The 25,558-nt window shown below is 31.7% G+C and carries 26 protein-coding genes; 10 read left to right on the plus strand and 16 right to left on the minus strand.

The window, feature by feature from the left end:
- Positions 1 to 2 precede the first annotated feature (2 nt).
- The 6 genes from ACHRV0_RS09065 (at position 3) to ACHRV0_RS09090 (ending at position 6,572) form a co-directional block, all read left to right on the plus strand.
- The gene (locus ACHRV0_RS09065; protein ID WP_395440610.1) at positions 3 to 1,520 is read left to right on the plus strand and encodes a hypothetical protein; all 1,518 of its coding nucleotides are present in this window, start codon (positions 3 to 5) and stop codon (positions 1,518 to 1,520) included.
- Positions 1,521 to 1,525: 5 nt separating this feature from the next.
- Positions 1,526 to 2,113, plus strand: a complete 588-nt coding sequence (locus ACHRV0_RS09070; RefSeq protein ID WP_395440612.1) for a hypothetical protein — start codon at positions 1,526 to 1,528, stop codon at positions 2,111 to 2,113.
- A gap of 81 nt (positions 2,114 to 2,194) precedes the next feature.
- Positions 2,195 to 2,779 (plus strand): hypothetical protein, encoded by a 585-nt coding sequence (locus ACHRV0_RS09075; RefSeq protein ID WP_395440613.1) that lies wholly within the window; start codon positions 2,195 to 2,197, stop codon positions 2,777 to 2,779.
- Between the two features lie 112 nt (positions 2,780 to 2,891).
- Positions 2,892 to 3,353, plus strand: a complete 462-nt coding sequence (locus ACHRV0_RS09080) for a hypothetical protein (RefSeq protein ID WP_395440615.1) — start codon at positions 2,892 to 2,894, stop codon at positions 3,351 to 3,353.
- Positions 3,354 to 3,705: 352 nt separating this feature from the next.
- Positions 3,706 to 4,149 (plus strand): hypothetical protein, encoded by a 444-nt coding sequence (locus ACHRV0_RS09085; protein WP_395440617.1) that lies wholly within the window; start codon positions 3,706 to 3,708, stop codon positions 4,147 to 4,149.
- Between the two features lie 587 nt (positions 4,150 to 4,736).
- Positions 4,737 to 6,572 carry a type VI secretion system baseplate subunit TssF gene (locus ACHRV0_RS09090; RefSeq protein WP_395440619.1) on the plus strand — a complete coding sequence of 612 codons (1,836 nt, stop codon included), beginning with the start codon at positions 4,737 to 4,739 and terminating at the stop codon, positions 6,570 to 6,572.
- Between the two features lie 59 nt (positions 6,573 to 6,631).
- Here the strand turns inward: ACHRV0_RS09090 and ACHRV0_RS09095 are convergent, their stop codons facing one another.
- The 8 genes from ACHRV0_RS09095 to ACHRV0_RS09130 form a co-directional block, all read right to left on the minus strand.
- Positions 6,632 to 8,416: a cytochrome-c peroxidase gene (locus ACHRV0_RS09095; RefSeq protein ID WP_395440621.1), complete on the minus strand. Its 1,785-nt coding sequence runs from the start codon at positions 8,414 to 8,416 to the stop codon at positions 6,632 to 6,634.
- Between the two features lie 69 nt (positions 8,417 to 8,485).
- A complete protein-coding gene (locus ACHRV0_RS09100; RefSeq protein WP_129025120.1) occupies positions 8,486 to 9,967 on the minus strand; it encodes a hypothetical protein in 1,482 nt (493 codons plus the stop codon).
- 162 nt (positions 9,968 to 10,129) lie between these two features.
- Complete coding sequence (locus ACHRV0_RS09105) at positions 10,130 to 10,756, minus strand: PolC-type DNA polymerase III (RefSeq protein ID WP_395440623.1); 627 nt, start codon at positions 10,754 to 10,756, stop codon at positions 10,130 to 10,132.
- 2 nt (positions 10,757 to 10,758) lie between these two features.
- Complete coding sequence (locus ACHRV0_RS09110) at positions 10,759 to 12,681, minus strand: DUF294 nucleotidyltransferase-like domain-containing protein (protein WP_395440625.1); 1,923 nt, start codon at positions 12,679 to 12,681, stop codon at positions 10,759 to 10,761.
- Positions 12,682 to 12,855: 174 nt separating this feature from the next.
- Positions 12,856 to 13,629, minus strand: a complete 774-nt coding sequence (locus ACHRV0_RS09115; protein WP_395440627.1) for a TerC family protein — start codon at positions 13,627 to 13,629, stop codon at positions 12,856 to 12,858.
- Between the two features lie 24 nt (positions 13,630 to 13,653).
- Positions 13,654 to 14,025, minus strand: coding sequence for a DNA topoisomerase IV (locus ACHRV0_RS09120; protein ID WP_099719771.1), 372 nt, complete (start codon positions 14,023 to 14,025; stop codon positions 13,654 to 13,656).
- A gap of 85 nt (positions 14,026 to 14,110) precedes the next feature.
- On the minus strand, positions 14,111 to 14,689 hold the full coding sequence (locus ACHRV0_RS09125) for a DUF1572 family protein (RefSeq protein WP_395440629.1): 579 nt from the start codon (positions 14,687 to 14,689) through the stop codon (positions 14,111 to 14,113).
- A gap of 12 nt (positions 14,690 to 14,701) precedes the next feature.
- A complete protein-coding gene (locus tag ACHRV0_RS09130; RefSeq protein WP_089052407.1) occupies positions 14,702 to 15,052 on the minus strand; it encodes a helix-turn-helix domain-containing protein in 351 nt (116 codons plus the stop codon).
- A gap of 99 nt (positions 15,053 to 15,151) precedes the next feature.
- Here ACHRV0_RS09130 and ACHRV0_RS09135 point away from each other — a divergent pair, with 99 nt between their 5' ends.
- Positions 15,152 to 15,988, plus strand: a complete 837-nt coding sequence (locus ACHRV0_RS09135; protein ID WP_395440631.1) for a DNA alkylation repair protein — start codon at positions 15,152 to 15,154, stop codon at positions 15,986 to 15,988.
- Positions 15,989 to 16,003: 15 nt separating this feature from the next.
- Here ACHRV0_RS09135 and ACHRV0_RS09140 read toward each other — a convergent pair whose 3' ends face one another.
- From ACHRV0_RS09140 to ACHRV0_RS09160, 5 genes are all read right to left on the minus strand, one after another.
- On the minus strand, positions 16,004 to 16,576 hold the full coding sequence (locus tag ACHRV0_RS09140) for a pentapeptide repeat-containing protein (RefSeq protein WP_395440633.1): 573 nt from the start codon (positions 16,574 to 16,576) through the stop codon (positions 16,004 to 16,006).
- A 79-nt stretch (positions 16,577 to 16,655) separates the two neighbouring features.
- Positions 16,656 to 16,877, minus strand: a complete 222-nt coding sequence (locus tag ACHRV0_RS09145) for a DUF6095 family protein (RefSeq protein WP_089052405.1) — start codon at positions 16,875 to 16,877, stop codon at positions 16,656 to 16,658.
- Positions 16,878 to 16,949: 72 nt separating this feature from the next.
- Entirely contained in the window at positions 16,950 to 17,762 is an 813-nt protein-coding gene (gene murQ, locus ACHRV0_RS09150) for an N-acetylmuramic acid 6-phosphate etherase (RefSeq protein WP_395440635.1), read from the minus strand.
- A gap of 428 nt (positions 17,763 to 18,190) precedes the next feature.
- Positions 18,191 to 18,859 carry a ZIP family metal transporter gene (locus tag ACHRV0_RS09155; RefSeq protein ID WP_089052451.1) on the minus strand — a complete coding sequence of 223 codons (669 nt, stop codon included), beginning with the start codon at positions 18,857 to 18,859 and terminating at the stop codon, positions 18,191 to 18,193.
- Positions 18,860 to 18,954: 95 nt separating this feature from the next.
- Complete coding sequence (locus ACHRV0_RS09160; protein WP_129025102.1) at positions 18,955 to 19,719, minus strand: bifunctional 2-polyprenyl-6-hydroxyphenol methylase/3-demethylubiquinol 3-O-methyltransferase UbiG; 765 nt, start codon at positions 19,717 to 19,719, stop codon at positions 18,955 to 18,957.
- Positions 19,720 to 19,873: 154 nt separating this feature from the next.
- Here ACHRV0_RS09160 and ACHRV0_RS09165 point away from each other — a divergent pair, with 154 nt between their 5' ends.
- On the plus strand, positions 19,874 to 21,031 hold the full coding sequence (locus ACHRV0_RS09165) for a class I SAM-dependent RNA methyltransferase (RefSeq protein WP_129025100.1): 1,158 nt from the start codon (positions 19,874 to 19,876) through the stop codon (positions 21,029 to 21,031).
- A gap of 143 nt (positions 21,032 to 21,174) precedes the next feature.
- Positions 21,175 to 21,411, plus strand: a complete 237-nt coding sequence (locus ACHRV0_RS09170; RefSeq protein ID WP_129025098.1) for a hypothetical protein — start codon at positions 21,175 to 21,177, stop codon at positions 21,409 to 21,411.
- Between the two features lie 120 nt (positions 21,412 to 21,531).
- Here the strand turns inward: ACHRV0_RS09170 and ACHRV0_RS09175 are convergent, their stop codons facing one another.
- Genes ACHRV0_RS09175 through rlmD form a run of 3 tightly spaced genes read right to left on the minus strand, consistent with a single transcriptional unit; the run spans position 21,532 to position 24,297 of the window.
- Positions 21,532 to 22,341: a DUF6048 family protein gene (locus tag ACHRV0_RS09175; RefSeq protein ID WP_129025777.1), complete on the minus strand. Its 810-nt coding sequence runs from the start codon at positions 22,339 to 22,341 to the stop codon at positions 21,532 to 21,534.
- Positions 22,313 to 22,870 carry a DUF6452 family protein gene (locus ACHRV0_RS09180; RefSeq protein WP_129025779.1) on the minus strand — a complete coding sequence of 186 codons (558 nt, stop codon included), beginning with the start codon at positions 22,868 to 22,870 and terminating at the stop codon, positions 22,313 to 22,315. The genes ACHRV0_RS09175 and ACHRV0_RS09180 overlap by 29 nt, the downstream gene beginning before the upstream one ends.
- Positions 22,871 to 22,884: 14 nt before the next feature.
- Entirely contained in the window at positions 22,885 to 24,297 is a 1,413-nt protein-coding gene (rlmD, locus tag ACHRV0_RS09185; protein WP_089052398.1) for a 23S rRNA (uracil(1939)-C(5))-methyltransferase RlmD, read from the minus strand.
- Positions 24,298 to 24,490: 193 nt separating this feature from the next.
- Here rlmD and ACHRV0_RS09190 point away from each other — a divergent pair, with 193 nt between their 5' ends.
- Positions 24,491 to 25,504: a sensor histidine kinase KdpD gene (locus tag ACHRV0_RS09190; RefSeq protein ID WP_241686613.1), complete on the plus strand. Its 1,014-nt coding sequence runs from the start codon at positions 24,491 to 24,493 to the stop codon at positions 25,502 to 25,504.
- Positions 25,505 to 25,558 lie beyond the last annotated feature (54 nt).

Here is a 25,558-nt window from a genome sequence, read left to right on the forward strand (position 1 = left end):
ATATGAGTGAAGGAGGAAAAATAACCCGTATTATTTTAGGCGAATCTAATTGGACTTCTAAAGGCGATATGAACATAATTGCCACAAAAGGTGATGTTACTTTTTCAGCAGCAAAAAAAGTTAATTTTCATGGTGTTGAAGAAGGTGTTCACGTTGGTGATTATGAATGGCAAGAAGAAAATGATAAGTTTTTTGCAACAGGATGGTATACTTATGATTATGAAGGCGAGAAATATTTAAAGAGAGATTCCAGAGGACCGAAAGCTCATTTAGATGAGATAATTTATTTTCATTTAAATGTTAGTAATAAAGTACCAACAGGTACCGAAATTGTTTTCCAACTGTGGGATTTTGATATGTTCCTCTTTCATGATTGTTTTAATCCTGATGATGATGAATTTAATGGAAAAAAAGTTTTTGTAAAAGGAAAAGTTAGGGAAGTAAATGGAAAAAAAAGAATAACGATTGAATTGCTTCTTGATCCTGCATGGAGTGATGATATTGCAGCAGAAAAAGGAATGCTGACCGATGGCTGTTTAGATTTTTATTGGAAGTGGAATTATAATGGTATCGAATGGAATTCTGAAAGATTTTTGTTAAGAGTTTATTTTTCTGAAAAAACACTAATAATAAAACCGGCTTACAGAGATTATGGTTTCCCTGAAATACGAACTGCAGATGGCAATATTGTAGTTTTCTCGGCAGGAATTGGATTAATTAATGAATCAAATAAACTTTTAGAAAGTGAGCTTCAAGAGATAAAAAACAAACTAAAAAGTGAGTTTTATGGAACTGTTGGTGAAGTAGTGCAAAAATACAGAGACAAAGTACAGCATACTATTGCAGTTCAACAGCTTGAAAAAGGTTATCTAGCAAATAATTTAGGTAAAATAGAATTTAGTCGAAGGATATATACAAAACCAGTTTTTGATAACAGCGGAGAGCTCTACACCATTACTAAAGCTGCTAATTTTGGTTACAGAAAAGAAGGCAAACTAGTTACTACAAAAGGAATAAGTCAGTTGGATTATTTTAAAGACGTTGGTCTTTTTAACAAAGTTGCCAATGCCTCGAGAGATTTGGTAAGTATTTTTGGTTTTTCTGATGTACTTAAATATGCTATGGATGAACATCCGGAAACAATAATGATAGGTTTTGCGCCTGCAGATTTTTTAATGGCAGTAGTGGCACCAGAACTGTTAGAGTCAATAAAAGAATCTTGGGATATTCCAGTTCATGATTTAGCCGAAAAAGCTAAGGATAAAGGGATTAAAGGGGTTAATGAATTTTTGCAAAGTAGTGGAGGAAAAGAAAAACGTTATGCATTTAAAATGTTTAAAATAAATCAAACGACTTTGAATAAATTATTTCGAGGTGATTTTAAAAATTTAGAAGATATGATAGCTTTTTATTCCAAAAATCAATCAGAGTCTCAACTATATGATGTTTTTTATTATAAAAAAAATGATGAAGTTGATAAAACGACTAAAATAATAATCGATTGTATTTTTATAAATTAATTATGATGAAATATTTTATATATATGTGTGTTGTAACGCTCCTTATAAGTTCTTGCAAAAAAAAGGAATCATATTTTTTAAGGGAAGTTGTTTCAAACGAACAAGTCTTATTGGCATTAGATTCTAAAAGGTCACCATTAAAAGATAGTTTGCTGATAAGCTTGCCAAATGAATACCAAATAACAATTAATAATTTGAATTTAAAATATTTAGATATTGATTATTTTATAAATAAGAAGTATTTAAGTATGGTATCTGAATATGTTGTATATGATAAAGCTAGTAATAAGCCAATATTTGATTTTAAACCATACTTAATGTCTAAGAACACCTTTTCGATTGTTATTAGAGAGAGAAATCATTTAATTTCAAAAAATGATGCTCAAGAATTATTAACAAAGTATAATAAAAGAAAATCTTTGAGCAATTTAAAAAATGGAGATACTATATACTTAATTTCCTATGATAAATTTAGAAAAGATAATATTAAAATTTTAAAGGAATTAAGAAGAGTTGATGATAAAATTAGAATTACTACAAGTTGTAAAGGAGAAGAGTTTTTTAATTCGCATGATTTTAAAATACATTGGTAATAAAAATTAAAAAATAAAGAGCTTTTGATTATATATTAAGCTATGAAGCACATCTATTTGTATTTTTTTACATGTTTTTTGATGTTATCATGTAAGAAAAAAGATCCTATCGAAGTAAAACAGATTAGTACTAATGAAAAAGTAACTATTGAAGGTAGTTACATTGAGGAAAAAACTTTGAAAAGGTGTTTTTTATTAAGTATTCCTGTTGAATTTGAAATTACAATAAATTCAAGCATTAATTCTATTTCTTGGATTTATTATATAGATAGAAGAGTTTTAGATAAAGATTATTTTGATTTTGAGGTTTATAATAAAATAGATAAAACAAAACAAATTTTTAAAATTGTACCAAAAGATTCTACTGATACTATATTTCCGATAAATCAAAAAATAAATTTATTAATCAAAAATAAAAGACATCTATTGTCTGAACAAGAAACAAAGGAATTATTGAAAAAGTATCATATTTTCAAGTCCATAGATAATTTAAAATCAGGTGATATTATAAAATTAGTATCATGTGATAAATTTAGAGAAGATAATAATGAGCCAATTAATGATTACGAAAAATCGGGAGACAAAATTTATTTTCTTGCGAGAATTCGTGGTCAGGAAAACTTTCGACTTCGTCAGAGAATAGAATGGTACGATGTAAACATGTAGTTTCAATTAATTCTTTATAAGTAAGTTTAAAGGTAAAACCTTATTTAAATGAAAAGTAAAGCAACAAAAATTAAATAACGATGAAATTCTATAATTTAAAAAAAGAAGTATTGTGTTAAAAATAATTATTTTTTTATACCATAGCAATCATAGTATAGGTTGGGTTGGTATAATTGTTTCACTTTTTATAGCTCTTATTTTGAGGGGAATTGCTAAAGATGAGGAGAATAAATTAATAAATGAGGGTGAAGAAGCTCGAACTAGACTTAGAAAAATTGGGAAAAGAATACATGTTAGTTACAATGAGCTTGAGATAAAAACAAACTGTTGGGTAGAGGAGGTTGAGGTGGGGAATGGTAGAAATTCGCATAATGAATATGTAGATGTGAATCTTAATGTGTTAACTCTTACAAAGGTATTTGATAATGTTCATTTTAGAGAAGAGTATAGAATAGATATGGAACCTGAGATACTTCGAATGAAACTAGCAATACAAAAAGAATTAAGTTTTTATTATGATCCAAATAATGTTAAAGATAATTTTTTAGATTTTGAATTTCTTTTTGATAATTAGAGAATAGTGCCACGCCCCGATAGCCCTGCTACCGCACGAATCCTTTCGTGTGGCGATATGCTGAAAGTCGCCTTATAGATTAGAAATATATAGTAACACAAAAAGAAAGTAGAAAAAAAGTTTATTGTATTTGCTATTTTAAGCGCAACGTGCCACACACGAAGGGATTCGTTTGAGAGCGAGTGCCTTTTTAAAAGAAAAGAAAAATAAAGACAGAAGTTTTCAATTTTCTTTCATCAATAATTATAGATAATTATTATGTCCCCGCTCGTATAACATTCCTTTTAATTAAAATAATGAAGTGTTCACGAACGGGAAGTTCGTACGAGCAAATAATATTAATAAAAAAACAATGATTACAGAGAGAGAACTTGACATACTGAAAAGATCTATCCTACTTATTAATAGTTTTAAAGACAATGTGAATAATATAAATTCAGGAAAAGAATTCATTTTTATTCATAATCGTAATATAGAAACAATTGAAAAGATAGCCACAGATCGTAAATCAGAATATTTAGTTGCAAGATTAGATGAATATCCAGACATAACCGCTTCACAAATAGATGAATATATTAAGATTCAGAAAAACGAGGTTAGCCTATTAAATTTTTTGTTAGTATTTCTGTTTGGCATCTTCATTGGTTTATATTACTTACTTTTTGAAAGATTTTTAAAAACAGGAAAAATTACTGGCAAGCAAATTAAATTCAAAGTGTTGACAATAATAGAAGTCAATAACTATATCCTAGAGGTCGTAGAAAATCCATATATGGAAAAGTTGCGTTTAAAATAACGATAAAAAAGTATATTTTGTTTTGTTTATGTACAAAGAAAAAAACCGGTATCCCGCTCCCGCGAGAATCCTTTCATGCGGCGGTATGTTGATAAAGTCTAGTTTTTAATAAAAGAGGAATGATTAAAAGACTTATTTAATTTCTAAACAAAAAAACATATTTTTTCTTATATTTTTTTTAACTGCAAATAAAACATGCAAAATATTATCAAAATTTATAAATGAAAATAAAACTTATCATAATTGCATTTCTTTTATGCAGTTGTACACATAATAAATTCTCAGGTTATATCTATGATTTTGATACTGGAAAACCTATTCAAAATGTTACTGTAAACATCAATGATAAAAGTACAAAGACTGACAGCATTGGTTATTTTGTGATAGAAGTAAACTCAAATTCTAATTGTATTATAAATTTAAAACGGCAGGGTTATGTTATTAAGAGTGTGTTTCGAAAACCAGATTTTCGGGAGAAAGGTAAAAATAGTAAGCCGAAAAGAAGCCCCATTTATATGTTTAAGAGCGATAGTGACCTCTAAATAAAATCATTCAGTAATTCTAAACAAGTTTAAAGAAGTTAAGCAATGAGACAAGAACGAATAAAAGACAGAGTATTAAAAAGAGCAGCAAGATCATGGGGATTTTCAGATGTTGAAATGGAAACTTCATTTGATCCTGTAGTAGCGATGATGCTGAATGCGTTATCGTATGAACTCGAAAAAGTAGCTCATGAACTCGAAGATTCTAAAACCCGTATTGTTGAAAGGGTTTTAGAAATTATGTTTCCAGAAGTAACATCTGGAGCAAAACCCTCAAGAGCGATTGTTCATGCATTGCCAATAGAAAATAATATTAAAGTTTCTCTGCAGAATCAAATGACAGCAAGCAGAAGGATTCATAATATTTATAATCCATTGGCGCCAATTACAAAAGATATTGTGCTTGCTCCAACTCTCGAAGTAAAGCTATCTGCCTGCGAAATAAAATATATTGCTTACGAAAGGAATCTGTATCAAATTTCCAATCTTTTTTACAAAGACATTGTTAGAGATTATAATCATACTCTGCCATCGGGAGAGATTGTTTTAGGAATTGAATTAGGCGACCAAAAGGTATCAGAGCTTGAAGATTTAATGCTGTATATTGATATTAAAAATACCCACCAGAAAGAAATGTTTCATTATTATTTAAAACAAATGAAATGTTTTCTTGACGATAAAGAAATAGAAGTAAAAGAGGGGTATAATGTACCTCTTAATAATCTTGATGTTGAAGGTATTATCAATAACAATTATTCGAATCTTACTGAAGTAATGCAGGAAGTAAATGCATTTTACTTTGATAATTTTTATACTTTAAAAGGAGTTTTAAAACATAAAAACATAAAAGAGTATGCGGCTGATTATAAGCCATTTGAAGTAGTAATAGATAAAAGTGAAAAACCAGTGATTTGGTTAAAAATGATATTTCCAGAATCATTAGTTCCTCAAATTATTGATAATGTTTCTTTTACAGCAAACTGTATTCCCGTAATTAATAAAAAGAGGCATACACTTAGTAAGCCACTGGGAACTTTTTTATCTTATATTGCTTTAGACACAAAGAATGATATTTTTCTGGATATAGACACTGTTGTAGATGGACTTAACAGACATTATGAGATAAAGGAGTTTAAAGAAGGTATTTTAGAAGAGGGAAATGCAGTATTAAGAACTGGAGGAGTTTCTAGATTTGATTCTAGAACAGCTTCTGAATTGCTTCAAAATGTTTTAGATTTATTAAAAGACGAAAGCTCTTCTTTTGCAGGTTTAGGAAAAGATTTTATGAACAGTTCGTTGATTGAAATCAATCAGTTACTGGCTTCGGTAGAACAGCAGGCGAAGGAACGTGATTTTTCTAAGAATAATGATCCTTATTTAATGATTAAACCCAAAGCAGATGAATCAATAGGGAAAGGATTCAAGATTAGTTATTGGTCTACATGTGCAGAAGAAGGAAATGATATTAAGGCAGGAACTGTTTTGGAATGTAAAGATGATTTATTTTTTGTAAGTGAGACAACAACTCTAATGACTAATACAGCTGGTGGTTTAAATAAACAAAGTAACAAAGACAGAATTCTAGCTTACAGGAATGCCTTACTGACTCGCGGCAGAATCGTAACATTTGCCGATATTAAAGCCTTTGGATTTAGTCATTTTAAAAGTTCAGTTGAAGATATTAAAATCGAAAAAGGCACACGAAAAGAAATTTCTGTAAAAGCAGGTTTTAGCCGAACAGTTGATATTTATATTAAAACAAATCCTGAGGAGAAACAGTATTTGTCGGATTCTGAGTGGAGCTATTTATGCGAAAGCTTCATGAAGAATCTAAAAAACAGATCTTCAAATGTGTTTCCGTATCGAATGTTTGTTGATTAAATGTAAAACGGCCAAAAAGATAATTTTTGGCCGTTTTTGTTGTGAAAATTATTTTGGTTTTACTGGTATTTCTTGTCCGTAAGTGTTTTCATAAAAGCAACGAGCGCTTTTTCTTCTTTTACAGTTAGGTTCAATTTATCAAAAGGAAGCGTTTGATTTTCGACTTCATAACCTAGACCTTGCCCGCCGCCTTTATTGTAAAAAGAAACTACTTCTTCGAGGGTTTTAAAAACGCCGTTGTGCATATATGGAGCTGTAACTGCTGCATTTCGTACAGTTGGAGTTTTAAAGGCACCAACTAATTGCGGCATTTTGTTATATAGATAACGACCTTTATCCGGACTTAATGTTTTTCCTGAAGCTTCATTTGGAGTTCCAATAACTTCGTGTTCCGTTTTAGAATAACTAGGCGGAACTGTTCCGTTAAATAATGGCGTAAAATGACAAGTTGCGCATTTTGCTTTTCCCATAAAAAGGTTCATTCCTTCTATTTCTTCATTGTTAAGACTATTTTTATTCCCTCGCATATATTCATCAAATTGAGAATCGAATGCATTTAAAGAACGAACATAACTAGCAATAGCATTTTGAATCTGCCAAGCTTCTGGTTTTGAAGTTTTTGGATATGCCTTTTTAAATAGTTTTACATAGTCATTATCCAATTGAATCTTCGCATGAATATTTTCCATAGAACCATGCATCTCATCTTTATTTTGAATAACATCTACACTTTGTTTTTCTAAATCTAATTGGCGCATATCCCAAAATTGAGCATTTTGTAAAGAAGCATAGGTTAGAGTAGGAGTGTTTCGGGCTAAATTGGAACCAGTCAAAGAAACGTTTGTTTTTAAGCCGTCTGTAAATGCTTTTTCAGGATGATGACAGGAGGCGCAGCTTCGATCATTGCTTTTAGAAAGACCTTTATCATAAAATAATTTTTCTCCTAAAACAGCTTTTTCTTTTGTAAAATTATACTCGTCAGATAGTACAAAAGCATTAACATCAAACGCATTTTTATCAAATAAAGTTTCAATAGCTGGATTTAATGGACTGCTCTTTTTTACATTTTTAATATTTTCTTCTTTCTGAAAAGCTTTAATATTTTTTGAAATCGGATTTAGATATTCCGTTATAAAAAAGGCACGATTAAAAGCATTGAAATTATTGTTTTCAGTGCAGTACTTTTGCGCTTTTGCAGTTAATTTCTTTAGTTCTGATAATGATGTATTGCCGGCATTAATTTTTTCAAGCGATTTTGAAATTACAATCAAACTTTCGGCCGCTTCTGGAATTGAAGATTGTAAAATTGGACTGTCAAAACCTGTAATTCCAAGTGTAATAACCCTAAAAACATTTTGTTGAATAGCGTCTAGTGCATAATCGTTACTAATTGTAATAACTTCAAAAGTACTTTTGAGCTGTTTAATATTAGATTGAAAAATATTCAATTCTTTAATTATATCGGGATTGTTTTCAGCATCATATTCTGGATAAATCATTTCTTCGATAACCTGAAAGCCATGAGGTTCAAATGATCTGTTTTCTTCAAGCTCCATTTCGTCTAAAGCAGGACCATTCATAAATCTTGCCGTTTCAGGCGCAAAGTATTCAATTGCCCATTCGACTTTTTTATAAGCCAGACGTGATTTTTTAAACTGTTCAACAATTTCTTTTTGCGATGAGGTATTTGTTATCAGCTTCTGAAATTTTACAATTTCATTGTTTAACTTGGTTAAGTCAACTAATAAATCTTGTTTTATGGTCGTTTTTGAAACTTCATTTTTTTGACATGAAAAGAAAAAACAAAGTGTCAGAAGTAGAAAAGTAAAGTGCTTTAATTTCATAATAGTATTGTAATAGAAACAACCCTTATCTAGAAAATAAGGGTTGTTGATAGATTTTGGCTGTATTTATTATCGTTGTACGTTTCTAATAATTACAGTTTGTCCGCCCTCTTTGTTTGTTTGAGTTCCAGAACCATCAGCGTTTTTAAACGCATCACTCTGCCAAGTATGAGGGTGAATATTTACCGTAAAAGTATCAGGAACACCAATGATATCAGATATATCTTCCATTGCTCCAAATTCCCAGCTTCCAAATCTCATTTCACCAGTTTGGTTGTAAAGAGCGTTCCAAGCCGTATCTGTTCTTTTGTGGTTCATGTTCAACCAAGGTTTGTTTTGTTTTGTAGCGATATTGTACTGCCAGATGTACGAATCGTGTTTAGCATCAGCATAATAACTATCACCATCTTCCTGAATGTAAACGAAGTTTTCAGTTACACATAAGTTATCTGGGTTGATGATTCCAGTTCCTGGAGTACTATCACCTTCAACAGCCAATTCTAAAGTTCCTTTTAAAGGATCTGCAGCGTCCATTTTTAATTTATAAACTCTTCCCCACATTGTATATCCGTCAACAGGTGCATTGTTTGTTGCTTGACCAGTTGCTGTAAAATAAACTTCTCTGTTGTTGCTTGCACTTCCTTTTCTGTAATCTACATCTTCAACTCTTGAAAAACGAATTGCTTTTAAGTCATTAACAGTTGTATTAATTACAGCTCCAGTTAAGTTTTTAGCATTCGGGATTTCAACAAACTGAACAGGATAAGAATTGTTCAGTTTCATTGTAGTTTCTACTTGATTCCCGTCTGTTCTTTTTAAAGCATATAATTTACCATTACTTAAATCTCCAACAGTAGAACTCATATACATAATCAATTGTCCTGCACTTACGTGTGAAGTTGCATACGATTGATCTTCTCCAATAAGGATAACAGTTTTTCCTGGATAAGCTTCTTTAGGAAGCGGAACTGCATTTTCCATACTTGCTTTTCCTAAAGCTGGTAAAACTCTATCTGTTCTGCTTTTGTCTGATGATTGTCCTAACGGATTAATTCCGTGAACCATACTTTCTTGTCCGCTTTCTCCAGCAGTTAAAAAGATAGGACCAAATCCGTGAATTTCTGGTGTTGCTAAAGTTGCAGAGCATAAACGTGTTAAACCTCCAACTCCGTCAACAAGATAATCTCCTTTTACAGGTTTAAAAGTTTTGTCTAAATAAACTCTAGAAACTGATTGCAGGATTTCATGATTTGTAATCATAATATAACCTTCTCCAGTTGGATTTTTCATTAATCCAGCACCATCAGGCTGCGCACCATAAACAAATTTAGGAGAATCTGGAAGAACGTCAGAACTTGCAATTAAAGTGCTTATTTTAAGGTTTTCAAAACCTGCCATCGGAAATACAAAAGCAGGAACTTTTGAGTGTGAAGTAAAGTCGATAGCAGCGTTTACATCTTTTGATGAATCTTTGTCGTCATTTTGGCAGCTAATTACAGAAAGACCTGTAATTCCAAGCAATGCAACTGATTTTAAAAAAGTAGTTTTCATATGTGTTTTTGTTTTTTTTGATTGAGGCAAAGCTATCCTCGAAAAACAAAATATATGTTACGCTAGTTTTTTCTTATTGCTAATAAATAATAAGTCAAAGATTACTAAATGGTAAATTTTTAAGTCTAATGTAAATTTTAGAGTATTAATAAAATCTTAAAATTATTTAAAAAGCTGATTTAAAGAAATTTCTTTTTTCTCTTTTAATTTTTTTACAATTTTCAAAAAAGCGATTGCAGTGATGTAAGCATCGCCCAAAGCTGTATGTCTGTCTTTTTTTGAAATATCAAATTTATCTGCAAGATCGTCTAAAGTGTAATGATCTTTGCGTTCAAACAAATGAGATTTAATTAGCGTTTTTTTGTACAAATACGCCGTATCTAAAGTTTTATTAGTTAACTGCGGCAGATTATTTCTTTCTAATGCTTTGTTTATCATTGTTATATCAAAAATAGTATGATGTGCAACAATAATAGAGTCTCCTAAAAAAGTTAAAAACTGCTGTAAAGCCTCTAGTTCACTTGGACGTTGTAAAACAAAATCTCTTAATATTCCGTGAATCTGGGCAGTCGATTTGTCGTAATGATCTTGCTGAAGATAAATTTCAAGTGTTTCCTGAATAGAAATTACATTGTTTTGCAGCACTAACGCACCAATGCATAAAATTCGATCATTTTCGTAGTCGAATCCCGTTGTTTCGGTATCCAGAACTACAAATCGCGTTTCTTCGATAGTGATGCTTTCATCGAAGAGTTCGTCGTCTTTTTTCCAAAAATTAAATAAACCCATCCCTATACTAAATTTGAAATATTAAATCGTATCGAGATCAGTTCTTGAAGTTCTTTTATAGTTTTAAAAGTACGTTTCAGTTTAATTTTTTCCATTTTAGATAAAGATTCTAAAGCAATAAACTGCCCTGAATCATGGTGCAAAAGCCCTTGTTTAGTTCTAAATTTTAATAAAGCTTTAAAGGAGTAGGAACAGGATAAATAAAGTTCTCTATTATTATGTTCTAATTCTGCCAGTTTTTCAAAACGCTCGGCAGTATTGCTGATTGATTTAACAGAATGTGATAAAATTAATACTCGCGCAGCATCTGTTAAAGGCATTAAAGCTCGTCTTTTAATATCGAAATTATCTTTGTTTGCACCGTCTTGCTCTACAAGAAACTGTCGGAAGAAACCTGTTGGAGACGGGTTTTGCAATGCTCCGCTTACTAAATGAACATAAAATATTGGATTGGCTTTTATGTCTTCAAAAATAAAATCGGAGAGTTGATTTGCAATTTCGGCATCGCCATACGTCAAACTATAATCAAAGAAAATAAAGGACAGTAAAACCTCATTTTTCCCTGGATTTGTAATCCAATGATGTACGTGGGCTTTCCATTCATCTAGACTCATACACCATTTAGGGTTTGAAGCCATCATTTCGGCAGGACAATAATCGTAACCAATATCAAATAAACCTTTATTGACCAATGCAGCAAACTTTAAAAAGTAAATTTTAGTTTCATCTTTAAAAACATCTGAAACATTTTCGTATACAATTGCATTGTCTTGATCTGTATGCAGCATTTGTTCTCCTCGTCCTTGACTTCCTAGAGCCAGCCATGCAAATTTTACAGGCGGCGGACTGCTCATTTTTTCGATACAAATTTCGATTACGCGTGTTGTGCAGGCTTCATTGAGTTCTGTTATGATTTTAGAAATCAATGTCATCGGAATATTTTGATCTAAATATCCTTGAAGAAGTTGCATAATACGATTTCTAATAGGTTTTATTTCTTTGGTTTTTTTAGCTCTTTTCAAAGCTTTAATCAAAACGGCTGGATTATTTCCAAGCGCAACCATTACATCGTGTTTCGATAAAATTCCTACCGCTTTTGTATTTACAGTTCCATCTTTGGTAAGACATAAATGACTGATATTACTTTTCATCATCGCCATTTGAGCCTCAGTAACCGTCATTTTTTTTGGATACGTAATTACTGGTTTTGTCATGATTGTTTCGGCAGTAGTCATGATCGAATAATCTCCAGTAACAATTTTGTTTCGCAGATCTTTATCGGTTAAAATACCAATTGGCAGCATTTCGTCAACAATCAGTATGGCGCCTACTTTTTTAGTGTTCATGATTTTTGCAATTTCTTTTACTGTTGTAGAAGGACTGCAAGTGACAATTTTTTTTGAATATTTTATGGGTGCTAAGTCAAATGAATCATTATTTGAATGACGGTTTTCATTTAATAAATCATCATCGCCATAGAGTTTGTCTTTGTGAATATCTGAATAAGGATTTTTAGTATTTGAAGCATAACTTTCAATCAGGAAATTGCCTATGTTTCTATTTTCGAGCGCATAAGGCTTAAATACGGCTATAGGAATTGCATATAGAATGGTTTCTTCGTGTGCCACGGCTTCCATAATATAATTTTCCTGTGCTAAAAGCGGACGTAATCCAAAAATATCACCTTCGTCACACATATCTAAAACAGTGCTTTTTTGACTCTTTTTAAGTGCAACTGCTCCTTTGTGAACTACATAGAAGGAATCATGAGTTTTTTCATTTTCGGCAAAAATAACAGCATCTTTATCTTTATAAACAATAGAGATTTGTTCCGAAAGCTTTTCGAGATCCATTGGATGCAAAAAATTAAAGGGAGGGAAGTTCTTTAAAAAGTCGGCAACTCTTTGTGAAATGGTATTTTTCATACATCAGATTTGAAATCTAATGTACTATATAAAATAGAAATGTAAAAGAAACACGTGATTATTATTTTGGTTTGGTTGTAAAGGGGCAGAGGTACAGAGGGGCAAAGGTGAAGAGGTGAGAAATTTTGTTAAGAGATCAAAAAAAAAGCCCCGAATGGGACTTTAATTTTATGTTTATGCTTGTCTTTTTCGGATTCTCATATTAATAAATTCCACAGCCAGTGAAAAGGAGATGGCAAAATATAGATAACCTTTTGGCACAGCACCAATATGTTCACCAGCAAGAGCTGCATTTGATAAGTGCATACTTTCTGTAATTAGCATGAATCCAATTAAGATTAAAAATGAAAGTCCTAATATTTGAATGGATGGGTTTTGGTTTACGAAGTTTCCAACAGGAACGGCAAATAACATCATAACGGCAACAGAAATAATAACCGCGGTTATCATAATTGTCAATGCGCCGTGTACACCATTTGTCATTCCAACCGCAGTCAAAATAGAATCAACAGAAAATATTAAATCGATCAATAAAATCTGAACGATAACATTTGAAAATGATTTTTTTGCAGCAGTTTTAATTGTTTTTTCTTCCTCGCCTTTATGGTCCACTTTTTCACTGATTTCTTTGGTGCTTTTATAAATTAAAAATAAACCTCCAAGGAATAAAATAACGGCTTGTCCAGTAAAATCACCCTCAAACCAACCCCAATGAATGCTGAAAATTGTTGCTTTCATGGCGATTAAATAAGAGATTCCCATTAATAAAGCAATTCGCATGAACATAGCCAGAAATAAACCTATTCGAGTTGCTTTTTTGCGATCTTCTTCAGGCAGTTTGCCCGTAACAATCGATATAAAAATGATGTTATCGATTCCTAAAACAATTTCAAGAAAAGTTAGAGTCAATAAAGCAATCCAAGCATCAGGATTCAAGAATACTTCCATATCAAACGAGTTTATTTATATTATTTAGTCAATTTTAAAAACGGTACCGCGTTGTTTTTCCTCAGAACCAACCATACCAAATTCAAAGGTATAAGAATCTTTTGTGGTGGTTAGGATTTTCATACTGATTGCTTTTTCTTCGGCCATATTTTTTGGATGCTTTTTTTGCAGTACATATTCGCAGTCGCTCACCCAGCGGATAGTCGAAGTATCAGTTTTTCCTTCAAAAGTTTCGATTTCAATATTGTCTTTACGTTCAAAAACCGTAGTTTTTTTTACGCCGTTTACTTCAAACTCAAATTTGAATTTTCCGGTTTTAAAATCTTTACAATTGTGCTCGGCATTATAACAGGATACCAGTGCTAATACTGGAAGTAAGAATAGTATTTTTTTCATTTTTTTTTAAGCTTTAAGCTATAGGCTTTAAGCTTTAAGCAGTAAGCAGCTTTGCTTATCGCTTACAGCTTAAAGCCTATAGCTTTTATAATTTCAATCTCTTTAATTCATCATCGGTAAAGTTCTTAATTTCTTTTTCTTTGGCAAACTTTTCGGCATTGTAATTTCCTGATTTATTCTTAGCAATCGATAAGCTGTCCCAAGAACTGTTTTTTAGTTGTTTAGCATAAAAAATAATCTGCCCAACATGATAAGGATAATGTGCAAGTTGTCTATTTATGGCTTCAATAACGGTATGACCTTCATTTCGAATATAAATAATATCCGAAAGCTGTTCAGGTTTTAGGACGTCCAAAGCATTTTCTAGACATTTCCAGCCTTTATTCCAAACTTCTAAAACCTCTTGTTTTGACTTTAAATCATTTTCAAATTCAGAATCACGATTTCGCCATTCCTTTTCGCCATCAGAAGTTAAAAAGTCTGTCCATCGTGAAAGCATATTTCCAGAAATATGTTTTACAATCGTAGCAATACTGTTAGTGTCTTCGTTTGTTTCAAGAAAAAGCTGCTCAGGTTCTAGTTGGTTGATCGCTTTTTCGCCAAGTATTTTGTAATACAAAAATTGTTTTTTAACACTTTCTAAATAAGATTCATTTGTTTTCATGATTTGTGCGTTTTAAGATTGAAGCTCAATTTTGTTTTCGGAAATCAGTAATTTCCCCCAATCATTAAGTTTCCATAGTATTTCGACTAATTGTTCTCCAGTTTCGGTCAAAGTATATTCAACACGCGGAGGAAGTTCATTAAAAGAATGTTTTATCAATATGCCGTCTTCTACCATTTCATTTAGCTGCTGATTTAAAACGCGTCTGTCTACTTTAGCAATGCCGCGTAAAAATTCACTTGGTCTTTTTTTTCCGTCATTAATCTGCCAGACAATGGGAATTTTCCATTTTCCGCTGATACAGTTTACAGCAATTTCTAATGGACAAATTTTATTTTCTGTGTTTCGTTCCTTTGTTTGCATAAAATTGACTTTTGTGCCCCTATGGGATAAAAATATGCGGTATTGTCAAGTTGATCCAACTTACCGATCTTTACAAAAATAGTCAAAATTTTAAGCAGAATGAGTGAATTAATGAATCAAATAGAAACATCGAATACAGCCATAAAACGTAAAGGAGCACGATCTGCAAAAGACATTCCGAGCTCTATTTTAGAACAGCTTAATAAAGGCAAAATTGAATCGGCAAATTTAGTCGAATGGCTTGCTGTTAATCAAATTGTACTTCTCGAAAACCTCTTGAAAGAATTAAATAGAACTGAATATTTGGAACCTATTTTAATAGATGTTGGAAGATTGAAAAAGCAAACTGTTAATACTATAAACGAAGCAATTGGAACTGGAATATTAAAATTGTCTGCTTTAAATAATGATTTAAGCATCCTGTCAGATATTTCTAAGCATAAATCAGATTTAGTTAGATGCTGGTCAGCATATACAATAGGTAAAAATACAGAATATACAATTGAGGAAATGTTAGAACAAATTCAGTTTTTGGCAGCCGATAAACATTTTGGAGTTCGAGAAATTTCATGGTTGGCTGTTCGTTCATATATAGCAAAGAATTTGGATAGAAGCCTTGAAATTTTATTAAAATGGACTTTAAACGAAGATGAAAATATTAGACGCTTTGCAACCGAAGCAATACGGCCTAGAGGAGTTTGGTGCGAACATATCGAAGAGCTTAAGCAAAAACCAGAATTGGCTTTAAAAATTTTAGATTCCCTAAAATCAGATCCATCTAAATATGTTCAGGATAGTGTAGGGAACTGGCTTAATGATGCCAGCAAATCGCGACCAGATTTTGTTAAAGATTTATGCAAAAAGTGGCAAACAGAAAGTACTGCAAAAGAAACAGCTTATATTATAAAGAAGGGATTGAGAACAATTGAAAAATGAAAGTCAAGCCGCTATTTATACAATCTTAATATCGTATTTATCTAAAAGCCCAACAATTCCCTGAGTCGAAAATTGTGCTTTTCGCATAGCATTAAATTCAGGATCGATTTTGTAATTGTAAGCCGTTCTAAAATCAACTGCTGCCAATTGGGTTTCATTAAATATAGCGCTGTCTAAGTTACAATTGTCAAAAACAGAACTGGTTAAATTAACACTTATAAAAGTTACTTCTCTAAGTGATGAATTAATAAATTTTGTTTTTGGCATTTTTTTATTAGCAAATGAAGCATAATCTAAAGTGCACTCTTCAAAATGGACTTGAAACAAAAAATCGTCACATTCATTAAAAGCGATTCCTAAAAGTTTGCAGTTTCTAAAAGTCACATTTTTTAAACTCGTTCCTGCTAAACTTGTCATAGATAAGTTGCAGTCAATAAATTCGCAGTCTAAAAAAGTATTAGAATTAAAATTACTATTCGAGAAATCACAATTTTTAAACACACAATCTTCAAACTCACGATTGTTTATTTTTTTATCGATGTAAACAACTTTTTCGAATGTTTTTTGAATGTGAATTAGACTTTCCATTTTGTGTTGGATAAATATTAAATAGCAGAGGAATACTTAATAGGTTCGGAGCTGTTAAGAATTGTTTACTTGACTAAAATTAGTCATTAAATATACCTTTCATAATTGTTTTCAATCCGTAGAAAATTAAAAACATAGAAGCTAAGCAAGCCGCAATTCCAATTCCTAAAACTAAATAATGCCAATTGGTATGTTGATTCATAAAAGCATTGTAAATCAATGAAGGTCCAAGAAACATTAACGGCAGAGCGCCAGTTAAATATTTAATTCCTTTTCCTAATAGTTGCTTATTTGTTGCCATTTGAGTGTGTTTTTGTTTCAAGTTTGAAAACTTGATAAAGTTTGCGGTTAAAGGTACCACAAAGAAAACGGTTTACTTATGATAATTATCAACAGCATTTCTAACGCTGCCATATTTTTTGAGTAATTCAGATGCTTCATCATATGAAACGGGAATTTCACCCATAATCATTTTAACACCTCGATCTACAAGTTTAACATTACTTAACTGCATATCGACCATTTTGTTGCCTCTTACTTTTCCAAGCTGAATCATCGCTGCTGTCGAAATCATGTTTAAAACCAGTTTCTGTGCTGTTCCTGCTTTCATTCGCGAACTTCCTGTAATAAATTCAGGACCAACCACAACTTCAATTGGGAACTTTGCTGTTAATGCAAGCGGACTTCCAGCATTGTTGGTAATACAGCCCGTTACAATATTGTTTTGGTTGCAGGTTTCTAATCCTCCAATAACATAAGGAGTTGTTCCTGAAGCAGCAATTCCAATCACGACATCATTTTGATTGATATTATAAGCCTTTAAATCAATCCAAGCTTGTGTTGGGTTATCTTCGGCATTTTCAACTGCCCTTCTTATCGCGGTATCACCGCCGGCAATTATACCATTTACTAAATCAAAAGGAACACCAAAAGTAGGCGGACATTCTGATGCATCAACAACACCTAAACGACCTGAAGTTCCTGCTCCAATATAAAACAATCTGCCGCCTAGTTTCAATTTTGCAACTATTTGTGGAATCAAAGCTTCTATTTGAGGTAAAGCTTTTTCTACTGCATAAGGAACAGTTTTATCTTCTTGGTTGATATTTGATAACAATTCATGAACAGACATTTTTTCTAAATGTTCATATTGTGATGAGAGTTCAGTTGTTTTTGTAAATGTCATTTGAGTGTTATTTAGACCAGTCAAAATTAATATTTTTTTATTTTAATAAAGAAAATTACAACACAAAGTCACAAAGAAATGTAATCTTTTTTTGTGCTCTATTTTTTATCAATAAAGACTGTTTGTCAGAAGTTTTGTTACGCGAATAAGAAAAGCAATATTGCTGAATAGTTAAGATTAATGAAGAAACTAGACTTATTAGCTGGAATATCTAGAATTTTAGCTCGTAATCAGTTTCTTTTTTAGTGAAAAACTAAAAAGGGAAAGGCTTTAATTTTTTGTCAGTTATTTAAAATTTCATAAATACTAAAAACGCTCAGCCGTATTATTTTTGAAATCTAATATTAAAAAGCAAGTAAGAAAAAGCATCATTTTAAATAATGAAAAATGATATTCAGCCGCTAAAAAGGAAACAAAATTTCATGAAATTACAAGAAAAATGCCAGTAAAATTCCAAGTACAATCATTGAAACTTTTGCGATATTAAATTTATGTCCTTCACTGCTTTCAAAAATAATGGTTGATGAAATGTGGAATAGAATACCTATTACTACTGCGGTAATTTCAGTATAATACTCATTTAAAATTGGCAGATATTCAGAAGCAACAGTTCCTAAAGGCGTCATTACGGCAAAAGTAAGCATGAAGGCAAAAATGGCTTTTTTGTCTAAATCCGCATTGATAAAAAATGTGGTTAAAATTACTGCAATTGGCAAATGATGAATCGCAATTCCTAAAGCTAAGTCATGATGATGGCTTACAGGAAAACCCTCTAAGAAAGCATGAATGCAAAGACTTATAAAAAGGAGCCACGGAATTTGAGACATTTTTGCATGACCATGAACATGCCCATGTTCTGCACCTTTTGAGAAAAATTCAAGTACAATTTGAAACAAAATCCCAAGCATAATAAAAATCCCAATATTATGATTGTGGGATTCATACACTTCGGGCAAAAGATGCATTACCGTTAAAGATAACAAAAATGAACCGCTGAATGCCAGCAGTAACTTTAAATTGGTTTTGTTTTTAGGTTTTAAAAACAAAGCCACTATATATCCTAAAAGTACAGAGAATAAGGGTAGTAAATAGTTCATTTTTTTGTTTAATCGGTTTTTTGTTTAATCGTTTAATCGGTCTTTTTGTCAATTTGCTCAAGCGATTAAACAAATTAACAGTTAAACGAATAAACTTACTTAAAAATCATGATTAATCGTTCGCTTTCGGTTTTATGGAATTTTTTGAGTTTATAATCTCCAAAAATGTCTAACAGAAAAATTCCTGCTTCATCCATTAAATCTTGAAAGTCTTTCAAAGTTAATGCTTTTACTTTTTCTGTAAAATGATATTTTCTGCCTTGATCTTCAAAGTCAATTTCTTTGAAAATGTGACCGTCTTCAACATATCTTTTTATATGAAAATCAATTTCGTCAACCGTTTTTACTTCTTCTGGAACTAGAGTTTCAATAACTTGATTTACGTTCATAAAATCAATTACAGCAAAACCATATTCAGATAAGCTTTCTTTGATAGCTTTTAGGGTAGTCAAATTATCATCGTCACTTTCAAAATAACCAAAACTGGTAAAAAGATTAAAAATGGCATCAAATTTTTCTTCAAAAGGCTCACGCATATCGTGCACTTTAAAGTGCAGTGATTCGTTGCTGTTTTTATTGGCTTCTGCAATGCTGTTTTCAGATAAATCAGCACCTAATACGTTATAACCAAGTTGGTTTAAGTATATAGAATGTCTTCCTTTTCCACAGGCTAAATCGAGCACCTTTGCTTTTTCAGGAAGATTAAGGTAATGTGTAAGATTATCCATGAAAACCTGAGCTTCTCGGTAATTTCGATCTTTATAAAGAATGTGATAATACGGAGTATCAAACCATGAAGAGAACCAGTTTTCTGTATTACGATCCTGATTTGGTGTTGATGAGTTTGGTGCTTCAGACATTTATTCTATTTCATTTAATTTAAAGTACCGCAAATTTAGTGTATTTTTGCCGAAAAATAACTATTTCGCGGTGATACTAAATTTTATCATTGCATAATGTAGAGATGCACTGCTGTGCATCTTTTGAGTTTTAGTTTTTTTAATTTATAGAGAAATGGAAGAAAATTTTAGAATGATTGCCAAATGTTTTTTTGGCTTTGAAGAAATATTAGAACAAGAATTACGTACGCTTGGTGCTCAGGATGTTGAAAAAGGAGTGCGAATGGTAAGTTTTAAAGGGGACAAAGGTTTTATGTATAAAGCCAATTTGTCGCTTAGAACGGCGTTAAAAGTACTTAAACCAATTTACTCTTTTAGAGCTAACAATGAGCAGGCATTGTACAAAGGAATTTCGGGTATAAATTGGTCGAAATTGTTAAATGCAAATCAAACTTTTGTAATTGATGCAACTGTGCATTCTACTTATTTTAATCATTCTGAGTTTGTTTCTCAAAAATGTAAGGATGCTATTGTGGATCAGTTTAGAGAGAGAACAGGGCAGAGACCAAGTATTGATAAGCAATATCCTGATTTACGAATCAATGTGCATATCGACAAAGATCAGGTTTCGGTAGCTTTAGATACTTCTGGAAACTCATTGCATCAGCGTGGGTATAGAACAGCTACAAATATTGCACCTATAAACGAAGTTTTAGCAGCTGGAGTTCTTTTGCTTTCGGGTTGGGAAGGACAAAGTCACTTTTTAGATCCAATGTGCGGATCAGGAACTTTTTTAGCAGAAGCGGCAATGATCGCCTGCAATATTCCAGCTAATATCAATCGTAAAGAATTTGCTTTTGAAAAATGGAAAGACTGGGACAACGATTTGTTTGATCAGATTGTAAACAGTTTAATGAAAAAAACAAAAGAATTTCATTATACTATAAAAGGTTTTGATAAAGCGCCAAGTGCGGTAAGTAAAGCAAAAGACAACATTAGAAATGCTAATCTTGAAGATTATGTAACCATTTCTGAGGACAACTTTTTTGATTCTGAAAAAGAAGTAGAAGGAAAATTACATATTGTATTTAATCCGCCGTATGATGAGCGTTTAGATATTCATATGGAGAAATTCTATGCTAGTATTGGTGACACTCTAAAGAAAAATTATCCAGGAACAAACGCTTGGTTTATCACTGCAAACCTAGAAGCTTTAAAATTTGTTGGATTAAAACCGTCAAGAAAAATCAAACTTTTTAACGGAAGTCTTGAAGCTCGTTTGGTAAAATATGAAATGTACGAAGGCAGTAAGAGAACGAAATTTCAGATATAAGATTCTAAGGAGCTAAGTTTCTAAGGTACTAAGAGATTTGGCTTGTGAAATTTAGTTATATATTAATTTTAGGTTCAAAACTAAAGTTCTAAATAAAAAACTTAGAACCTTAGTATCTCAGAACCTAAGCAACTCAAAAAAAAATGACAAAACTACAAGTAAGAGCTTTTTTATATCAATTAGGATGTTTTGCAATTCTGTTTATTTTAGGCAGATTTTTAATTGCAAGCTATACAGGATTAACAGGCTTGTGGATTCCGATGACGGCATTTATTGTGGCTACTTTAATTTCACCAAAATTTCAGGCTGCAAGAACAAAGGATGGTGAGAAGCTTTTTATGAAATGGATTTTTATAAAAGGAATTAAAGAAATTGGATAATTCTTTAAAGTTTTAGTAAGTAGGAATTAAACGTATTGAAGCAATAAGCTGGATTTCGACTACACATATATAAAAAAGCCCCGAATTATTGAATTCGGGGCTTTTTTATATTAAGATTTTCTATTTTTTAGGAGTTTCTTTTTTGATTTCTGGAAGAACTACTTTCTTCTTGTAAATTGGAATAAAATAAGAAACAGTATAGTTGAATCCTACTCCAAAACTTCCGTCGTAAGTTCTGTTAAAACCTGGGATATAAAGATTGTCAAATCCAGAAGGTTTGTTGTTCATAACTAAAAGTTTAAGTTGAACACCAAAACCAACAAATACATTATTAAAAACTTTAGCTTTAATACCGCCCGCAACTTCTATCCAGCCGGCGCTTAATCCGTTGTATTTTTGATTTGCCGTAATGTAGGGCTGTTCTCCCCAATACGGATTTGGATTATAAATTTTGTAGCTGTTTAAGTCTTGACTAAAAGAGCTGAAACCAGCACGCATACCAATTGTTATAAGGTTTTCCATATCTAACCAGTTTTGGTACATATTGTAATCAAATCCTGCTTTAATATAAGTTCCTTTTGCAGTGGAATTTAGTCGGTCATCATCAGTTGTTTTGTTTTCAAAACCCAATTCAGCGGCTAAATAATACGTTTTGGTTAAACGATAATCTCCCACAAACTCAATTCCTTTATAATCTTTATCATAAAGACCTCTTGTAAGTTTGTATAAATCTACTCCTACACGCAAACCATAACGATCTGTTTTTGTTGGGATACTATCTGTTTTTGTTTCCTGAACAGCAGGTTTTGCTGTTTTTTTGGTTTTTTCCTGAACGATTTCTTTTGTTGCAGCTGGTGTTTCTTGAGAATGTCCTAAAAACATTGAAAACACTAAGCAAAAACTAAAAATATATTTTAACATGTGTTTCATTTTCTGTTTGAATGTTAGGAGTTAGTATATCAATACTCTGCATCCATTGACCGTCGTTAGCAGGATCAGTTCGTATGATTCCGGCAGTGCTTGAATTATCGCTTGGGTTCAATGTAAAATTAGTTTTAAAACCACAAGCTCTCGATACATAAATGTTTTGTGTTGTATAATTAAATGTCAATACATCTGTATTTACTGCTGCAGGATTAGTGTTTATGGCATTAAATATAAAACTGTAAGCAGTGGTTGTACCATCTGTTTTTAATGGAATTGAAATAGTACTTCCATTTGCTAGATATTTACCTGTGTCAGTACCTTTGCTGTTAAAAATAATCCCATTTGGATCACCGCCGCCAATACCAACAACTTTTAGGTTTGTTACATTTTTTACAACAGACGGATCTGAAATATTATAAAAAGTAATAACAAGTCGTGGAGTTGTAGGTGTATTTCCATCGCAAATGTCATCTTTTTCACAGCTGGACAGTCCAAACGTAAAAAGAAGTAAAAGTGAGACTATTTTTTTCATTTATAATTTTATAATTATCGAAGTTCTAAAAGTACAACATTTTCAACATGATGTGTTTGTGGGAACATATCAACAGGTCGAACGCGGGTAACTTTGTATTTTTCGTCCATCAATGCTAAATCACGAGCTTGTGTTGCCGAGTTGCAGCTTACATAAACTACTTTTTTAGGAGCAATTTTTAAAATCTGATCGATTACGGCTGCATGCATACCATCTCTTGGCGGATCTGTAATAATAACATCCGGTTTGCCATGCTGAGCAATGAATTCTTCATTGAATACCACTTTCATGTCTCCAACAAAAAACTCGCAATTTGTAATATTATTGCGCTCTGCATTTGCTTTTGCATCTAAAATTGCTTCAGGAACACTTTCTACACCAATTACTTTTTTTGCTTTTTTAGAAACAAATTGCGCAATAGTTCCTGTTCCAGTATATAAATCGTAAACTGTTTCGTTTCCTGATAATCCAGCAAAGTCACGTGTAATTTTGTACAATTCATATGCTTGATCAGAATTTGTTTGATAGAATGATTTAGCGTTGATGCTGAATTTCAAACCTTCCATTTCTTCCAAGATATAATCTCTTCCTTTATAAAGTTTAATATCTTGATCGTAGATAGTGTCGTTTTGCTTAGCATTTACCACATATTGCAAAGAAGTAATTTGCGGGAATTTCTCGTATAAATGATCTAAAATAAGTTCACGATTAGCTTTGTCATTTTCGAAAAACTGAATCAAAACCATAATTTCGCCTGTTGAAGCAGTACGAATCATTACTGTTCTTAATAAGCCAGAATGTTCTCTTGGGTTAAAGAATGCTAAATTATGTTCATTCGCAAAAGCTCTGATTTCATTTCTAATAGCATTAGAAGGATCTTCTTGTAAGTGACATTTTTGAATGTCAAGAATTTTATCCCACATTTTCGGAATGTGAAATCCTAAAGCATTTCTGTTTCCTAGATCTTCCTTGCTTTCAATTTCTTTTTCTGTTAACCAACGGCTGTTAGAAAATGAAAATTCCATTTTATTTCTATAGAAAAACTGCTTTTCAGAACCTAAAATAGTTTCAAATTCAGGAAGTTCAACTTTTCCAATACGCTGTAAATGATTTTTTACTTCGTTTTGTTTGTAATACAACTGTTGGCTGTATTTCATATTTTGCCATTTACAACCACCGCAAACACCAAAATGATCGCAGATAGGCTCAATACGATGCTCTGATAATTCGTGAAATTTTACGGCTTTACCTTCGTAATAGGCTTTTCTTTTTTTGAATGTCTGTACATCAACTACATCACCCGGAACTACATTCGGAATAAAGATTACTTTTCCGTCAGGTGCTTTTGCTACTGACACTCCTTTTGCTCCAGCATCAAGAACCTGGATTTGATGAAAGACAACTTTGTCTGTATTTTTTCTTCCCATAGCGCAAAAATAAGCGTTTGAAAACTTTTATAAATTTAAATTTCAAAAAAAATTATCAAATTGTTGAATTTATTAGTTTAATTGAGTTTAAAAGTTAACTTTGTTTTTAGCATTAGTCTCAAATGTATCAAGTATAACCTATTGTTTGTCGTGTTTTATGAAGTTGTATCACAATCTTTCACAAATCAGCTTTTTGAAAAAAAGTTATGCATTTAAATTTTTGTTTGTCGCATTTATAGGAATACATATTCCGCTTATAGGAATTTTATTTTTTGTACTTTTTTTTGAACATACCGTCTCACCAACTTCAATTTTACTTTTTTCTTTAATTATGACTCTGCTGGCAACGGTAGTTACGCTTTTGATATTAAAACAATTAATCAAGCCAATTTCTATTGCTTCGAGATCTTTGGATGATTATAGAAATAACAGGCAGCTTTCAGTGTTACCAACAGAATATACTGATGAAGCAGGGCTTTTGATGTGTAATATTCAAGAATCAATTTATGAGGCCGAAAGTTTTATAAACGAAAAACAGGATTTGATTTATATGCTTTCGCACGATTTAAAAAATTTTGCAGGAAATCCGCAAGGTTTAGCCGAGCTTATTTTAAGTGAAAATCCATCTGAGTCCGTTAAACATTTAGCAGGTTTAATTTGCGAATCGACTAATTTGCAATTTCGATACATCGAGAATTTTATAAAATTATTAAAAGAACAAGATCAAGTTGTAAAAATAAATCCTGAATTTAAGACTATTTTAATCTCGAGCATTCTGCCTTTTATTAACGAGCAGGTTGAACAACGTTTGATTGATAAAAAAGTAAACTTAAAAGTAAATGTCGAAGTTGACGAGGTGAAACTTAAAATAGACGAAGGCTTATTAGTTCAAGTTTTAGTTAATTTAATCAGTAATGCCGTTAAGTTTTCTTATTTCGACAGCGAAATAAAACTTAGGGTTTTTAAAGAGAATTCAAATGTAATTATTACGGTTACTGATGAAGGAATTGGGTTCGATAAAAATCAGATTGATGAATTGTTTAAGAAATTCACAAAAATGAGCCGTTTAGGGACTGCAAATGAATCGTCAACGGGAATTGGATTGTATTTATGCAAAAAAATTGTTGAGAAAAATAAAGGAAAACTAACTGCTTTAAGCGAAGGCAGGAATAAAGGCGCTGAATTTAAAATTGAATTTGAATTGTAAATTTGGAGATGCTAAGATACTAAGGTTCTAAGAATCTAAGTTTTTTTCGCAAAG

Source organism: Flavobacterium sp. FlaQc-30 (assembly GCF_044005885.1).
Lineage (GTDB): Bacteria > Bacteroidota > Bacteroidia > Flavobacteriales > Flavobacteriaceae > Flavobacterium.

Excerpts from the sequence above, each read along its gene's own strand:
- ACHRV0_RS09065 (WP_395440610.1), top strand. The coding sequence starts at position 3 with ATGAGTGAAGGAGGAAAAATAACCCGTATTATTTTAGGCGAATCTAAT.
- ACHRV0_RS09070 (WP_395440612.1), top strand. The coding sequence starts at position 1,526 with ATGAAATATTTTATATATATGTGTGTTGTAACGCTCCTTATAAGTTCT.
- ACHRV0_RS09075 (WP_395440613.1), top strand. The coding sequence starts at position 2,195 with ATGTTATCATGTAAGAAAAAAGATCCTATCGAAGTAAAACAGATTAGT.
- ACHRV0_RS09085 (WP_395440617.1), top strand. The coding sequence starts at position 3,706 with ATGATTACAGAGAGAGAACTTGACATACTGAAAAGATCTATCCTACTT.
- ACHRV0_RS09090 (WP_395440619.1), top strand. The coding sequence starts at position 4,737 with ATGAGACAAGAACGAATAAAAGACAGAGTATTAAAAAGAGCAGCAAGA.
- ACHRV0_RS09095 (WP_395440621.1), bottom strand. The coding sequence starts at position 8,416 with ATGAAATTAAAGCACTTTACTTTTCTACTTCTGACACTTTGTTTTTTC.
- ACHRV0_RS09100 (WP_129025120.1), bottom strand. The coding sequence starts at position 9,967 with ATGAAAACTACTTTTTTAAAATCAGTTGCATTGCTTGGAATTACAGGT.
- ACHRV0_RS09105 (WP_395440623.1), bottom strand. The coding sequence starts at position 10,756 with ATGGGTTTATTTAATTTTTGGAAAAAAGACGACGAACTCTTCGATGAA.
- ACHRV0_RS09110 (WP_395440625.1), bottom strand. The coding sequence starts at position 12,681 with ATGAAAAATACCATTTCACAAAGAGTTGCCGACTTTTTAAAGAACTTC.
- ACHRV0_RS09115 (WP_395440627.1), bottom strand. The coding sequence starts at position 13,629 with ATGGAAGTATTCTTGAATCCTGATGCTTGGATTGCTTTATTGACTCTA.
- ACHRV0_RS09120 (WP_099719771.1), bottom strand. The coding sequence starts at position 14,025 with ATGAAAAAAATACTATTCTTACTTCCAGTATTAGCACTGGTATCCTGT.
- ACHRV0_RS09125 (WP_395440629.1), bottom strand. The coding sequence starts at position 14,689 with ATGAAAACAAATGAATCTTATTTAGAAAGTGTTAAAAAACAATTTTTG.
- ACHRV0_RS09130 (WP_089052407.1), bottom strand. The coding sequence starts at position 15,052 with ATGCAAACAAAGGAACGAAACACAGAAAATAAAATTTGTCCATTAGAA.
- ACHRV0_RS09135 (WP_395440631.1), top strand. The coding sequence starts at position 15,152 with ATGAGTGAATTAATGAATCAAATAGAAACATCGAATACAGCCATAAAA.
- ACHRV0_RS09140 (WP_395440633.1), bottom strand. The coding sequence starts at position 16,576 with ATGGAAAGTCTAATTCACATTCAAAAAACATTCGAAAAAGTTGTTTAC.
- ACHRV0_RS09145 (WP_089052405.1), bottom strand. The coding sequence starts at position 16,877 with ATGGCAACAAATAAGCAACTATTAGGAAAAGGAATTAAATATTTAACT.
- murQ (WP_395440635.1), bottom strand. The coding sequence starts at position 17,762 with ATGACATTTACAAAAACAACTGAACTCTCATCACAATATGAACATTTA.
- ACHRV0_RS09155 (WP_089052451.1), bottom strand. The coding sequence starts at position 18,859 with ATGAACTATTTACTACCCTTATTCTCTGTACTTTTAGGATATATAGTG.
- ACHRV0_RS09160 (WP_129025102.1), bottom strand. The coding sequence starts at position 19,719 with ATGTCTGAAGCACCAAACTCATCAACACCAAATCAGGATCGTAATACA.
- ACHRV0_RS09165 (WP_129025100.1), top strand. The coding sequence starts at position 19,874 with ATGGAAGAAAATTTTAGAATGATTGCCAAATGTTTTTTTGGCTTTGAA.
- ACHRV0_RS09170 (WP_129025098.1), top strand. The coding sequence starts at position 21,175 with ATGACAAAACTACAAGTAAGAGCTTTTTTATATCAATTAGGATGTTTT.
- ACHRV0_RS09175 (WP_129025777.1), bottom strand. The coding sequence starts at position 22,341 with ATGAAACACATGTTAAAATATATTTTTAGTTTTTGCTTAGTGTTTTCA.
- ACHRV0_RS09180 (WP_129025779.1), bottom strand. The coding sequence starts at position 22,870 with ATGAAAAAAATAGTCTCACTTTTACTTCTTTTTACGTTTGGACTGTCC.
- rlmD (WP_089052398.1), bottom strand. The coding sequence starts at position 24,297 with ATGGGAAGAAAAAATACAGACAAAGTTGTCTTTCATCAAATCCAGGTT.